The following is a 14,209-nucleotide window of genomic DNA, read 5'->3' on the forward strand; positions in this document are numbered from 1 at the left end:
ATGTCCTTCTGCGTGGCGGCGGTTCAGTCTTCCTGAAGGAATTCGAGGCACTGGCGGTTGAATAGCTCCGGGTGCTCGACCTGAACCCAATGGCCGCAGCGGTTGAGCAGGGTGAAGCGGGCGTTACGTGCATGTTCGAGCAGCTTGAATACGCCGCTTGGCGGGTTGAATACATCGTCGCTGCCCCAGAAGCCGAAGATCGGGCAGTTCAGTTCGCCGAGGCGCTCGGTCATGTTCGGCACCAGCATGGTGGAGAACAGGTTGGCCGGTTGGCTGGGTGCTACCGCGGCGCGTTCGGCGAGGATGGCTTCGGTCAGGTTGGACGGATCGAATACCTGCAGCTGCATCACGTGGCGCATCTGCTCGATGCCCATGGGGCCGGCGGCAAAGGTTTCCACCATGCGCTGGATGCCTTTCATCTTGAAATAGGTCTCGCGTTCCTCGACGCCGCCTGGCGCCAGCAGGATCAGCTTCTCGACCCGCTCCGGGTGGGCCAGGGCGGTGCCCAGGGCAATGGCGCCGCCAAGGGAGTTGCCCAGCAGCGTGCAGCGGTCGATGCCGAGCGAATCGAGCAGCGCGTGCAGATGGGTGATGAAGAAGTCGAGATGGTATTGGGCATCCGCTGGTTTGTCGGAGCGGCCAAAGCCGGGCAGGTCGACGATGATGTTGCGGTAGCCGGCCTGTTCGAAGACCGGGTAGTTGCCCTTGAAGTTGCTATAGCCGCTGGCACCCGGCCCGCTGCCGTGCAGCCAGACCACGATCGGTCCTTCACCGATATCCAGATAGTGCAGGGTCAGGCCGGTTTTCAGGGTGACGTACTTGCCGGTGGGCAGCGGCAGGTCATGGCTTTGCTCGGTCATTGAGTAGTCCTCGTCTCAGGCGGTAACGGCTTCGGCTTTGGCCTTGGGGTCAGGGGAGGCGTCGAGGGTCTGGCGCCGATAGCGGGGCACGGCGAGGGACAGGCAGATCACCGGCACCAGCAATAAAGCGATGGTGCTGGCCATGGCGTAGCGCAGGGCTTCGTCGCCGATGGCGGCGTGGTAGAGGTCGCTCAGGACGCCGACCACCAGCGGGCCGAGCCCGACGCCGACGAGGGTGACACCCATCAGGAACAGCGCCGTGGCCTGGGCCACCTTGGCCGGTGGGAACAGGCCGCTCATGGCGCCGAAACAAGGCACCGTCCACCAGGTGGCGAAAAAGGCGAAGCCTATATAGAAGAAGAAAGCAGTCGGTACGCTGTTGCCCGCGATGGTCAGGGCGACGCCGTCTGGCCAGAAGAAAAACAACAGGCCGAAGGGCACGCTGATGAGCGTGCCAAGCGCCGCCACACCGACCTGCCAGCCGGCATCGCGCGCCGTCAAACGGTCGGTGACGATCCCGCAGGCAAGCGTACCGAGGGCTGCGGCTGAACCACCGACGATGCCGATCAAAAAGCCGGCTTCCTGAATGCCTAAACCGTGGGAGCGGATCAAGAAGCTTGGGTTCCAGGTGCCGACGGCATTGCCAGCGACGGCGGCCAGGCTACCCGCGATCAGAATCAGTCGATAAGACGACAGGCTGAGCATGCTCCGCACGGTTTTCAGAAATGACTCCTGGCGAATCTGCGTCGACACCGGTACGGGTCGCGGCGCCTTTACCGTGAAGGCCAGCAGCAGGCCGATCAGGATGCCCGGCGCGCCGATGATGATGAACGCCGCGCGCCAGCCGTAGTGCTCGGCTACCCAGCCGCCAGCACCGAGGCCCAGCGCCAGGCCGAGCGGCGGCCCCATCATAAAGATCGACAGCGCCCGCGAGCGCAGTCGCGCTGGGTAGAGATCGGCCACCATCGCCACCGACGGTGCCGAGCCGCCGGCCTCACCGACCGCCACCAGGATGCGGAACGCCAGCAGCATGGCGAAGCTGGTGGCCACGCCGCAGAGCATGGTCATCAGGCTCCAGGCAATACACGACAGCGCCACCACGGGCTTGCGCCCGATGCGGTCGGCGAGGCGCCCCATGGGCAGGCCGAACACGGTATAGAACAGCGCGAAGGCAACGCCGGTTAGCAGGCCGATGAGGGTGTCGGACACGCCGAACTCAAGCTTGATCGGCTCGATGAGGATCGACACGAGATAGCGGTCGATGTAGTTGCAGACGTAGATAAGGGCCAGCACGCATAGGGCGTAGTGGCTATGCCAGGTGACTCTCGGGGAGCTGCTCACGATAGGCGTTCCTGTCTTGTTCTTGTCATTGTTGCCGGGATCATCGGCGGGGTAGTTGGCGCGCCACATCGTCCATTCAGACCAGTGCCGAACTCGTCTCCCGGCCCTGCGAGTCGGCTGCCGACCTTTAGTCTCAACGGACGATGTTTCGCTTGCTGGTGGCATGAATCATCCGCTCCAACGCAACTGGCTCGTCAGGCCCGAAAGCCGACGACCCATACAGGAGGAGCAGGCATGAGACTCGAAGGCAGAATTGCATTTGTGACCGGCGCCGGGCAGGGAATGGGGCGGGCCATCGTCCGGCACTTTGCCGAGCAGGGCGCCACGGTGTACGCGGCGGACATCAACGTCGAGGCACTGGAAGAAACCGTTGCCGGGTTGGGCGAGCGAGGCCGTGTGCAGCGCTGCGACGTGACCGACGAAACTTCGGTGAAGGCAGCATTCGAGCGCGTCGTCAGCGAATCGGGTCGCCTGGACATCTTGGTCAACAACGCCGGCATCGGCTCCCACGATGCCTTTCTCGACACACCGCTGGAGCACTGGAACCGGGTGATCGGGGTGAACCTGACCGGTGCCTTCCTCTGCAGCCGCGAGGCGGCCCGGCTGATGAGTCAGGCCGGCGCTGGCGCCATCGTCAACCTGGCCAGTACCGCTGCCATGACGGGCGAGGGGCCCAGCCATTACTGCGCCAGCAAGGCCGCGATCATGGGGCTGACGCGCAGCACCGCCCGTGAGCTGGCCGCCAATGGCATCCGCATCAACACCCTGGTTCCCGGCCCGACCGACACGCCGATGATGGCCGGCATTCCCGCCGAATGGATGGAGGCGATGGTCAAGGCCATTCCTCTGGCTCGCCTCTGCCTGCCGGAGGAAATCGCTCGGGTCGCGGCCTTCCTCGCCAGCGACGACGCCAGCTTCATCACCGGACAGAACGTCGCCGTCAACGGCGGCATGGCCTTCCTCTGAGGACACGCACATGACATCTCGCATGACAGGAAAGATCGCATTCATCACCGGCGGCGGCTCCGGCATCGGTGCTGCCACGGCTCACCGCCTGGCCGAGGAGGGCGCCACGGTGATCGTCTGTGGCCGCCGCGAAGCGCCACTGGCTGAAGTGGTCGAAAGCATCCGCAAGAACGGCGGGCGCGCCGAATTCAAGGTGGCCGACGTCAGTGACGAGCAGGCCTTCGTCGGCGCCATCGAGGCGGTGGCGGCCGAGCATGGGCGCCTCGACGTGATGGTCAACAACGCCATGGCCTTTACCTGGGGCGCGGTGGACAGCATGTCTACCGAGGACTGGCGCGCCAACTTCGCGACTACCGTGGACGGCACGTTCTGGGGCACGCGCACCGCCATGCGCCTGATGAAGGACAGCGGCGGCGGTTCCATCGTCAACATCGCCTCCATTTGCGGCTTGTTCGGTACCGCCTGGATGTCCGGCTATTCGGCGGCCAAGGCTGCGGTGATCAACTTCAGTCGCGCGGTGGCCTCCGAAGGCGCAGCAGTCGGGGTGCGCTGCAACGTGGTGGTGCCCGGTGTGGTGGCGACGCCGTCGACGGCCGGAATGCTCTCCGACGACCAGACGCGCATCAACACCGAAAAGCTGATCCCCATGCGCCGCGTTGCCCGGCCCGAAGAGCTGGCCAACGCCGTGCTGTTCCTCGCTTCTGACGAGTCCTCCTACATCACCGGCGCCAGCCTGCCTGTCGATGGCGGGCGCAGTTCGGATCTCTACACGGTGCTGGAGTGATTCCCGGCCCCGCCGTGCAACCGACCCGACAGCAAGGTGAAACCATGGACCAGCAGGCACTTGTGCAACGCATCGACCGGCTCGAGTCGATCGAAGCCATCCGGCAACTGGCGGGCAGGTACTCCCTGTCCCTGGACATGCGCGACCTCGATGCGCACGTCAATCTGTTCGCCCCGGACATCCGCGTCGGGCGTGAGCGGGTCGGCCGGGCACACCTCAAGGCCTGGGTGGACGACACCCTGCGCCACCAGTTCAGCGGAACTTCGCACCACCTGGGCCAGCACATCATCGAGTTCGCCGATGCCGACCATGCAACCGGCGTGGTGTATTCCAAGAACGAACATGAGGCCGGCGCCGAGTGGGTGATCATGCAGATGCTCTATTGGGACGACTACGAGCGCATCGACGGGCAGTGGTACTTCCGCCGTCGGCTGCCCTGCTACTGGTACGCCACCGACCTGAACAAGCCACCGATTGGCGACATGAAGATGCGCTGGCCGGGACGCGAGCCCTACCACGGCACCTTTCACGACCTGTTTCCTTCCTGGAAAGCGTTCTGGGCAGAGATGCCCGGCAAGGAGGAGCTGCCAGAAGTGGCGGCACCTGCTCCGCTGGAAGGCTTCCTGCGGCAGATGCGCGGCGACACGCCGGCGCCGCGCATCCGGGTCCGCTGAGGAGGCATGCCATGAACACGCTTTTCGCACCCGTACGCTTCGGTGACCTGGAGTTGGCCAACCGCATCGTCATGGCGCCGATGACCCGCAGCCGAGCCGGCAGCGACCATGTACCCACCGCCGTCATGGTGGACTACTACGCCCAGCGGGCCAGCGCCGGGCTGATCGTCGCCGAGGGCACATCGCCTTCGGCCGACGGCATTGGTTACTGCCGCACACCGGGCATCTACAACGACGAACAGATCCAGGCCTGGCGCCAGGTGACCGAAGCAGTACATGCGCGCGGTGGGCGGATCGTCCTGCAACTGATGCACTGCGGCCGTGTCGCTGCTCGGGCCAACAAGCCGGCCGGTAGCCGCAGTGTTGCGCCCTCGTCAGTGGCGGCTAACGCCAAACTGTTTACCGACACCGAAGGCATGGCCGATACCGACCTGCCGCATGCGCTCACGCTGGACGAGATTGCCGAGGTGATTGGCGACTATCGCCAGGCGGCACTCAATGCCCGCGCCGCCGGCTTCGACGGGGTCGAGCTGCACGGCACCAGTGGCTACCTGCCGATGCAGTTCATCGCCACCAACAGCAACCAGCGCGAGGACCGTTACGGCGGGCCTCTGGAAAACCGCATCCGTTTCACGCTGGAAGTGCTGGAGGCCATGGCCGGTGCCATCGGAGCCGGGCGCGTCGGCCTGCGCCTGTGCCCGGGCAATCCCTACAACGATGTTGACGACCTCAATCCCCAGGCCACCCTCGAGGCGCTGCTGGCCGGTATCGACGGCCTGGGTTTGGCCTACCTGCACATCATGCGTTCACCGGTGCCAGGCCTGGATGCCTTCGCCATCGCCCGCCAGGGCTTTAGCGGCGCGCTGATCGTCAATGACGGCTTCGACGGTGACAGCGCCGCACGCCAGCTGGAGGCAGGCGCGGCGGATGCGGTGTCGTTCGCCCGGCATTACATCGCCAACCCGGATCTGGTGGAGCGTCTTCGCGAAGGGCAGGCATTGGCCCGCTTCGACCGCCACACCCTTTATTCACCCGGACCCGCTGGCTACAGCGACTACCCGAGCCGGGCCTTGGAATCTGTCCTGGAGTAAGCATGAGCACGACCGGCATGGCATACGCACAAGAACAACAAAACCTGCAATCGGACGTGGTCCCGCGCGAGCAGACCCAGCAGATGCTGGACCGGCGTTCGGCCGCCGCTGGGACGATCAAGCCGGCGGATCTTTACACCCTGGCCGACCGTCTGGAGGCGCAGGCTGCACGCTTCGCCACGCGCGATTTTCTGATCTATCAGGGCCGTCGATACAGCTACGCCGAGGTCGATGCGCGGGCCAACGCCTTCGCCCATGCGCTACGCCAGCAGGGCTTGTCGCGCGGTGACGTCTGCGCGCTGGCGATGGAGAACCGCCCCGAGTTTTTCTTCGCCTGGTTCGGCATGGCCAAGCTCGGTGTGGTGGCCGCGCTGATCAACCACAACGCGACTGGCGCGCCGCTGCTGCATGCGCTGCAGACTACCGCTGCCAAGGCCGTGGTGGTCGGCGAGGAATGCCTGCAGCCTTTCGCCGATACGCCGGACGCCGCGCGCTACCCCTTGCTGCTGGTGCGTGACGAGGAAAAGCCGGCCGCCGCCGAGCTGCTGCGCCTGGCCAATGCTGGCTTCGACGATGCCGTGGCGCAGGCCTCGGAGCAGCAGGTCGATCCGGCCTTGCGTGCCGGTATCCGCGCCGAAGAAACCATGCTGCTGATCTTCACTTCCGGCACCACCGGGCTGCCCAAGGCGGCCCGCTACAGCCACATGCGCTGGATGTCTTCGGGCGACGTGATGGAAGTCACCCTGGGTGTCGAGCCAGCAGACGTCTTCTACTGTTGCCTGCCGCTCTATCACGGCGCGGCGGCCACCTCGGTGACATCCACCGCGCTCAAATCTGGCGCCTCCATTGTGTTGCGGCGCAAGTTCAGCGCCAGTGGCTTCTGGCAAGACGTACGTGCGCACGGCGTCACCGTATTCCAGTACATCGGCGAGATCTGCCGCTATCTGCTCAACCGCCCGGTGCAAGCCGATGATCGTCAGCACAGCTTGCGTTGCATGCTCGGCGCCGGGCTGTCGCCCGAGACTTGGCAGCGCTGGGTGGAACGCTTCGGCGAGGTTCCCATTTTCGAGGGCTGGGGCTCCACCGAGGCCAACTGCGCCATCATCAACCTCGATAACCGCGCAGGTTCCTGCGGCCGGGTGCCGTTCTGGGACAAAACCAACGTGCGGCTGATCCGCTACGACAACGAGACCGGTACTCACCCGCGTGACGAGCGCGGATTCTGCATTCCTTGTCAGCCGGGGGAAGTGGGCGAGGCGGTGGCGTTCATCGTCAACCACCCGGAAATCGGCGGTGGGCGTTTCGAGGGCTACACCTGTGCAAAGGCCACCGAGAGCAAGATCCTGCGAGGGGTCTTCCAGGACGGCGACGCCTGGTGGAGTTCGGGCGACCTGTTGCGCTGCGACGAGGACGGCTACTGCTACTTCGTTGATCGCATCGGCGACACCTTCCGCTGGAAGAGCGAGAACGTTTCGACCCAGGAAATTGCCGATGCCATTGGCGACTTCCCGGGGCTGGAGCTGATCAACGTTTATGGCGTGCAGGTGCCTGGCCACGAAGGTCGCGCCGGGATGGCCTCGGTCCTCATGCAGCCGGGGCAGGCGTTCGACCCGAAGGCCTTTTTCGAGCTCACCGCCTCTCGTCTACCGCGCTATGCCGCGCCGGTGTTCGTGCGGGTCTGCGCCAGCGCCGACCTGACCAGTACCTTCAAGTTGCGCAAGATCGACTTGCAGCGCCAGGGCTATGACCCGCGCCAGTTCGATGACCCGCTGTACATACGCGACGAAGCCAGCGGCAGCTACCAGCCTTACAGCGTCGAGCTGCTGGCCGCCAACGATCTCGTGCCTTTCGCCAGCGAGCGCAGCTCATGAGCGCGCCATCGCTGGAACACGAGCTGCGCTTTCCCTGGGCGGAACCGCCGGCGCCTGGCGAGGTGCAGGAAGTCGCCGAGGGCGTGCTCTGGCTGCGCATGCCGCTGCCGTTCGGCCTGGATCACATCAACCTCTACCTGCTGCGCCACGGCGATGGCTGGGTTGTGGTGGACACCGGACTGGGCATCCCGCGCAGCCGGGAAGTCTGGGAGCGTGTATTCGTCGAGGTGATGGGCGGCTTGCCGGTGCTGTCGGTGATCTGCACGCATTGCCATTTCGATCACACCGGGCTGGCGGCCTGGTTGACAGAGCGGTTCCGCTGCCCGTTGTACATGACCCGTGGTGAATTCCAGGCGATGCACGTCTCGCCCGAGGGCAGCGAACCGGGTTGGGAATTTCACGACTTCTATCACCGCGCGGGCCTGAACGACGAAGAGATTGCCGGGTTGATGCCGACCATCGAGAGCTTGCGCTTCGATGCAGGGCATCCGCGCAGCTACCGCCGCCTGCGTGAAGGGACGCTGCTAAAAATTGGCACGCGCCACTGGCGAGTCGTGATCGGTGCCGGCCATTCGCCCGAGCATGCCTGCCTTTTGAGCGAGGACGACCAGCTGCTGATCTCCGGCGATCAGGTGCTGCCACGCATCACTTCCAGCGTGCTGGTCGGGGCGGGCGAACCCTGTGCCAATCCCCTGGGCGACTGGCTCGACTCGATCCACCGGCTGCGCGCGGTGCCCGATGAGGTGCTGGTGCTGCCGGCCCATGAGCGGCCGTTCTTCGGTCTGCACCGGCGCCTGTATCAGCTGCAGCAGCACCACGAGCGGCATCTGGCCGAACTGGTGGAGCGCATCGAAGGCGCCATGACGGCAGCCGAGCTACGGCCGCTGTTATTCCCCCGCATCAAGGGCGCATTCGATCTGCTGATGTCGCTGGGCGAGACCCTGGCGCACATCCATTACCTGGTCGAGAAGGGAACGCTGACGCGCGAGCAGGCGGACGGGACCTGGCGGTTTCGCCGGACCGACGCGAGCTCCCTGGGGTTAGACCTGCCGGAAGACATTCACATCTGAGCAGGGCGGACATTTGTAGGAAAGCACCTAACGGTCTGTGACCAAAAATCGGGAGATCCAACAATGAAAAACAATAAGAAGACCTGTCCTGACAATCAGCGGTGCGAATTCCGGCTCGCGGGATTGGCGGTGGCCGTCTGTCTGGCTTCGCAGGCGCCCGCGGCGCTGGCTGGCGACACGGTGTATTTCGACAATGGCGTGACGATGGACTGGAGCCTGACCACCAGCTACGGGATCGGCATGCGGACCGAGAGTGCCGATGACGATCTGCTGGGAGACATCAATGCCGACGATGGCAACCGCAACTTCGATCGCGGCAGTCTGGTGACCCATCGGGTCAGTGCGCTGGGCGAGATGATCTTGCGCAAAGACAATTACGGTGCCGTGGTGCGCGCCAACGCTTTCTACGACGACGCCTATCAAGGCACGAATGACCACGACGCGCCGGCCCGGGCAAATAAATTCGGCGACCATGACGAGTTCACCAGCGGCACCGAATACTACAGCGGTGCGCGCGCGCGTTTTCTCGATGCCTATGTATTCGGCGGCTGGCGCTTCGACAACGGCCAGAGCCTGGACGTGAACGCGGGCCGTCACGTGGTCGCCTGGGGCGAGAGTCTGTTTTACCCCGGCGTATCCGGCGCCCAGTCTCCGGCGGACGCGGTCAAGGGCTCGCTGCCGGGCGTGGAGGTCAAGGAGATCATCCTGCCGGTGGGGCAGGTCTCGGCGCTGTGGAACATCAACCCCAACTTCAGCTTGGGCGGTTACGTGCAGTACGAATGGAAGGGCACCGAATTGCCGCCGGTGGGTAGTTACCTGTCCACGTCCGACATCATCGGGCCAGGACGCGACTTCATGAATGTGGGAATCCCGCTGGGCGGCGGAAACGTGTTCAACCAGCGGGTGCTCTATGCTGGCGCCGATGAGCCTCGTGACAGCGGCCAGTGGGGTGTGCAGGTGCGCTACCGGCCGAACTTCGATTGGGAGCTTTCCGCCTTCCACATTCGTTACCACGACAAGAGTCCGGCTGGCTTGACCACCTATAACGGCATGGTGGAAGTTGCGCCGGGCCTGGTGTTACCGCTGCCGACCGAATACCGCATCAATTACTACGAAGACATCAAGCTCACCGGCCTAAGCTTCTCCACCCGCCTGGGCGACACTCAGGTCAGTGGTGAGTGGAGCTATCGCGACGGCGCGCCGGTTAACGTCCTCAGCCCGCAAGGCGCCCCTCAGCACACCCGAGGCAGCGGTCAGCAGATGCAGTTGTCGTTCATCCACATCCTGGGTGACCGTCCGTGGGCCAACCAGACGACCCTGACCGGGGAAGTCGTTCATGTGCGGGCCGATAGCGTGCGGGACCACCGGCAGAGCGGAAGCGACGACTTCACCTACCGCACCGCCACCGCCTGGCAAAGCAAGACCGCGTCGGCATACCAACTCGGCGTAGAGCTGAGCTACCCAGGTGTCGCCAATGGTTGGGACATGATCGTACCGGTTCGCTTCTCTCACGTGGTCGAGGGCGCAACACCGCTGCAAGGCGCCATCCAGGGCGCGAAGGGCGACATGCGGCTGACCTTTGGCACCACGTTCCGCCGCCTTGGCAATTTCGAGGTCGCCGTGAACTACAACACCTTCCTCGGTGATCCCGATCCCATCCGCCGCAAGCTGGCCGACCGTGATTACGTCACCCTGGCGGCGAAATATTCGTTCTGATCAAGTCTGTTGTTAGAGCAAGCCCCGGAAAACCGCCGGGGCTTGCTCGTTTCTGGGGAAGACGTTTGCCAATGACCGATGGATGCGTCGGTTCGCTTTGAACTCAAGGCTTGATGTCGAACGCGCTCAGCGTGATGCGTTGCAGGTAAAGATCACCGATTGCGAGAGCGATGCAGTCACTGCCAGCACAGGTTTGCGGTGGCTGGACGGCAGAGCCACGCGCGGTCTCCCAAGGCATGTCGGGTGATGCAAGCCAAATGACGATGCCGGCAATGGCGATGAAACGAAGGGAGTCGAGCATGGTTCGGCCTGCTATGGCTAAGTGGTCGGCGCTGGATCAGTTCTTTGTGTCCATCGCGCTTTGTATGACGTACGCCCGGATGGCCTCGATGCCAGCCTCATCGAGGCTGCTGGAGAACGACGGCATGCCACGCGTTTCGAGCAGCCCATCGAGCGGCGGTCGACGGAATGCGTCGGCGCTCTGCAGATAGGGCGAGCGACGCAAATCAGGCACGCCGGCGCCCGCCACTGCGGCGGCGCCGTGGCAGACCATGCAGTAACGCGTATACAGCTGTGCTCCGTGTTGCAGGGTGGAAGCATCTGCCGTCAGCTTCGGCAGCGGCGGCATTGGCGGGCGGGATTCAGGGGCGGGCATGGGCGCCTTGCCGCCGAGCATCCAGACGAAGATGCCACCGTGGGCCGGCATGCCTTGGCGCGGCAGGAGTGCGCTGGCCGACAGGTGCATCGAGCTGCCAAAACCGGCTGCGGCGGCGATGTACTGCACGCCGTCGAGGCTGTAGCTGATCGGGCCGCCCAGAATGTCCAGCCATGTATCGCTCTGCCAAAGACGCTTGCCGGTTTCGGCGTCATAGGCGTGCAAGCCGCCTCCACCTTGACCTTGAAACACCAATTGGCCGGCCGTGGCCAGCACGCCGCCGTTCCACAGACCGGGATGCTCACTGCGCCAGACCTCGCGCTGTCTGGCCGGGTCCCACGCCAGCAGATGCCCGCTCATGCCTTCGCGAGCCTGTGCCAGGCTCTTCGCATCGGCCGGCAGCGGGTGGTCCTGTATTCCGGTGTTCCAGCGCCCCGACTCAACGCGAAACGGCTGCGCTTTCATCATGAATGCCTGGCTTTGCTGCGCGGGGATATAGACCAGGCCGGTCAGCTGGCTCCAGGCCATCGGCTGCCAGTTGTGTCCGCCGATCTGCGAGGGCATCACCAGCGCTGGTTGCCCGGCGGGATAGCGGGCGCCAGGTATTTCCACCGGGCGTCCGGTGGCCATATCCACATGGCTAGCCCAACTGGTGGGGACGTAGTTGGTTGCGCTGAGCAGCTCACCCGTCTCGCGGTCGAGCACATAGAAGAAGCCATTCTTCGGCGCTTGCATCAGCACCTTGCGCATGCCCCCATCGAGCTTGAGCTCGGTGAGGATCAACTGTTGCGTGGCGGTGTAATCCCAGCTGTCGCCGGGCGTGGTCTGGTAGTGCCAGACGTACTCGCCTGTCTGCGCGCGCACCGCGACGATGGAAGAGAGGAACAGGTTATCGCCGCCGCCAGGGCTGCGCAGGTCGCGATCATGCGGGGAGCCGTTGCCGACCCCGAAGTAAAGCAGGTCCAGCTGCGGGTCATAGGCCATCGAGTCCCACACCGTTCCGCCGCCGCCCAGCGCCCACCATTCGCCGCTCCAGGTGGGTTCGGCCAAGGCCTTGAGCGGCTTGTCAGAAATCTGCCCGTCGGGTCCATCGGCGGGATTGCCGGGCACCGTATAGAAGCGCCAGCGCAACGCGCCGCTGGCCGCGTCGTAAGCCGACAGGTAGCCGCGCACGCCATACTCGGCGCCACCATTGCCGATCATGACCAGATCGCCAATCACCCGAGGTGCGCCGGTAATGGTGTAAGGGCGCTCCGGATTGGTGGTCTGTTCCGACCAGAGCAGGGCCCCGGTTTTGGCGTCGAGTGCCTGAAGGCGTCCGTCGATCGTGCCGACGAATACCCGACCGTCCTCCACGGCTACCCCGCGATTGACCACGTCGCAGCAGGCCACTGCGGCCTTGCTCGCTGGCACCTGAGGGTCATGCTGCCAGCGCAGCGCGCCGCTTCTGGCATCCATGGCGTACACCACGCCCCAAGGGCCACTGACGTAAAGCGTGCCGTCGACCATGAGCGGCGTCGCCTGCACGCCGCGCGGGCGGTCGAAGCGAAACTGCCAGGCCAGACCCAGCGTGCCGATGTTGGCGCGGTCGATCTGCGCCAACGGCGAGTAGCGGGTTTCGCCGGCATCGTGGCCGTGCTGCGGCCAGTCATGCTCGGGCAAAGCGGCGCCGAAACCTGCTGGTAGATAGAACGCCAAGGCGAGCGAGAGCAGATGGCGAAGGAGGCGGATGTGCATGGCCCTTCCTTGTTGTTGTTTTAAGGAGTTCTGATGATCGTTCCGCTCGGTGTCGGCGGCCTCGTCCATATGGCGTACGGCGTGCCGGCCCACGTCCGCGCCTTTCCCATAGGCCTTATGGACGATGCCGGTAGCCTTCCTACGCTGGCACTTTGGGCTCGAACAACAACAACCGAGCGGCCGGGGACCACCGGCCAAAGCTCACCGAGCGTTCGAGACGAGGTAGCGAAGCATGGGACTCAAAGGACAGGCGGCTATCGTCGGCGCCGCGCAGTACAAGCCCGAGAAATACGCCACGGCACCGCGCATGTTCCATCTGGAGCAGGTGGCGGATCTGGCCGCGCGCGCCCTGGCCGATGCCGGTCTGAAAGCCGAGGATCTCGACGGGCTAGTCATCAACGGCCCGCATTTTCATGAAGCCTCGGTATTCGTGCCGGCGATGGCAGCTGAATACTTGGGCTTGGCAGTGAATTTCGCCGAGGTGGTGGACCTGGGCGGCTGCACCGGTATGGGTATGGTCTGGCGTGCGGCGGCGGCGATCGAGCTGGGGCTGTGCCAGGCGGTGCTTTGCGTATTGCCGGCGCGGATGGCGCCGATGGGGCCGGATGAGGACCCCAGCGCGATGATGCGCGCCATGCGCTTCGGCGGTCACAGCACGAACTACGGCGCGCCCGAGGCGGAATTCGACCTGCCCTACGGGCACATGGGGCAGAACACCGGCTACGCGATGATTGCCCAGCGCTATGCGGCTCGCTACGGCTACGATCCGGTGGCCATGGCAAAAATCGCCGTGGATCAGCGCACCAATGCCCAGGCCAATCCAGAGGCAATCTTCTGTGGTCAGCCGCTGACCATCGAGGACGTGCTCAACAGCAAGATGGTGGCCGACCCGCTGCGAATTCTGGAAATCGTCATGCCGGTGGCCGGCGGCGCGGCGGTGATCGTCGCCTCGAAAGAAGTGATGGCGCGTGCGCGCAACCGTGGCGCGGTGGTGACCGGCGTCGGCGAGCGACTGGGTTACAAATCGCCGAGCTACTCGCCGGACATGACCGAGACGCCAGTCGGCCCGGCTGCCCGCAGCGCCTTTGCCATGGCCGGGCTGAAGCCTGCCGACATGCATGCCGCGCAGATCTACGACTGCTACACCATCACCGTGCTGCTCAGTCTGGAAGATGCCGGTTTCTGCGCCAAGGGCGAGGGCATGCGCTTCATCCGCGAGAACGACCTGACCTGGCGCGGCAGCTTTCCGATGAATACCCATGGCGGCCAGCTCAGCTTCGGCCAATCCGGCGCGGCGGGCGGCATGTCCCAGGTGATCGAGGCGTTTCATCAGATCGCCGGACGTGCCGGCGACCGCCAGCTGAAAACCTGCGACAACGTATTCGTGACTGGCACCGGCGGTGTCATGAGCGAGCAGGGCGCATTGATTCTCCAGGGAGCCTGA

The 14,209-nt window shown here is 64.6% G+C and carries 12 protein-coding genes; 8 read left to right on the plus strand and 4 right to left on the minus strand.

Annotated features, from left to right (window positions below; all coding sequences use genetic code 11):
* Nucleotides 1-23: 23 nt before the first annotated feature.
* Both V6943_RS15905 and V6943_RS15910 read right to left on the minus strand, forming a co-directional pair.
* Nucleotides 24-860, minus strand: coding sequence for an alpha/beta fold hydrolase (locus tag V6943_RS15905; protein ID WP_181101129.1), 837 nt, complete (start codon nt 858-860; stop codon nt 24-26).
* A gap of 15 nt (nt 861-875) precedes the next feature.
* A complete protein-coding gene (locus V6943_RS15910) occupies nt 876-2,201 on the minus strand; it encodes a spinster family MFS transporter (RefSeq protein WP_340554456.1) in 1,326 nt (441 codons plus the stop codon).
* 234 nt (nt 2,202-2,435) lie between these two features.
* Between V6943_RS15910 and V6943_RS15915 the strand changes: the two genes are divergently transcribed.
* The 7 genes from V6943_RS15915 (at nt 2,436) to V6943_RS15945 (ending at nt 10,373) form a co-directional block, all read left to right on the plus strand.
* A complete protein-coding gene (locus V6943_RS15915; RefSeq protein WP_340554458.1) occupies nt 2,436-3,167 on the plus strand; it encodes an SDR family NAD(P)-dependent oxidoreductase in 732 nt (243 codons plus the stop codon).
* Between the two features lie 10 nt (nt 3,168-3,177).
* Nucleotides 3,178-3,951 carry an SDR family NAD(P)-dependent oxidoreductase gene (locus V6943_RS15920; protein ID WP_181101135.1) on the plus strand — a complete coding sequence of 258 codons (774 nt, stop codon included), beginning with the start codon at nt 3,178-3,180 and terminating at the stop codon, nt 3,949-3,951.
* A gap of 44 nt (nt 3,952-3,995) precedes the next feature.
* Nucleotides 3,996-4,625 (plus strand): nuclear transport factor 2 family protein, encoded by a 630-nt coding sequence (locus tag V6943_RS15925; protein ID WP_181101136.1) that lies wholly within the window; start codon nt 3,996-3,998, stop codon nt 4,623-4,625.
* 11 nt (nt 4,626-4,636) lie between these two features.
* Nucleotides 4,637-5,716 carry an alkene reductase gene (locus V6943_RS15930; RefSeq protein WP_340554462.1) on the plus strand — a complete coding sequence of 360 codons (1,080 nt, stop codon included), beginning with the start codon at nt 4,637-4,639 and terminating at the stop codon, nt 5,714-5,716.
* Between the two features lie 2 nt (nt 5,717-5,718).
* Nucleotides 5,719-7,587, plus strand: a complete 1,869-nt coding sequence (locus tag V6943_RS15935) for a long-chain-acyl-CoA synthetase (RefSeq protein ID WP_340554464.1) — start codon at nt 5,719-5,721, stop codon at nt 7,585-7,587.
* Entirely contained in the window at nt 7,584-8,657 is a 1,074-nt protein-coding gene (locus V6943_RS15940) for an MBL fold metallo-hydrolase (protein ID WP_131650284.1), read from the plus strand. The genes V6943_RS15935 and V6943_RS15940 overlap by 4 nt, the downstream gene beginning before the upstream one ends.
* Before the next feature lie 63 nt (nt 8,658-8,720).
* The gene (locus V6943_RS15945; protein ID WP_340554466.1) at nt 8,721-10,373 is read left to right on the plus strand and encodes a DUF1302 domain-containing protein; all 1,653 of its coding nucleotides are present in this window, start codon (nt 8,721-8,723) and stop codon (nt 10,371-10,373) included.
* A 103-nt stretch (nt 10,374-10,476) separates the two neighbouring features.
* Here V6943_RS15945 and V6943_RS15950 read toward each other — a convergent pair whose 3' ends face one another.
* On the minus strand, nt 10,477-10,674 hold the full coding sequence (locus V6943_RS15950) for a hypothetical protein (RefSeq protein ID WP_340554468.1): 198 nt from the start codon (nt 10,672-10,674) through the stop codon (nt 10,477-10,479).
* A gap of 36 nt (nt 10,675-10,710) precedes the next feature.
* Nucleotides 10,711-12,765: a PQQ-dependent dehydrogenase, methanol/ethanol family gene (locus V6943_RS15955; protein ID WP_340554470.1), complete on the minus strand. Its 2,055-nt coding sequence runs from the start codon at nt 12,763-12,765 to the stop codon at nt 10,711-10,713.
* Between the two features lie 232 nt (nt 12,766-12,997).
* Between V6943_RS15955 and V6943_RS15960 the strand changes: the two genes are divergently transcribed.
* Nucleotides 12,998-14,209, plus strand: coding sequence for a thiolase C-terminal domain-containing protein (locus V6943_RS15960; protein ID WP_181101142.1), 1,212 nt, complete (start codon nt 12,998-13,000; stop codon nt 14,207-14,209).

It is taken from the genome of Pseudomonas sp. CBC3 (assembly GCF_037967085.1).
Lineage (GTDB): Bacteria > Pseudomonadota > Gammaproteobacteria > Pseudomonadales > Pseudomonadaceae > Stutzerimonas.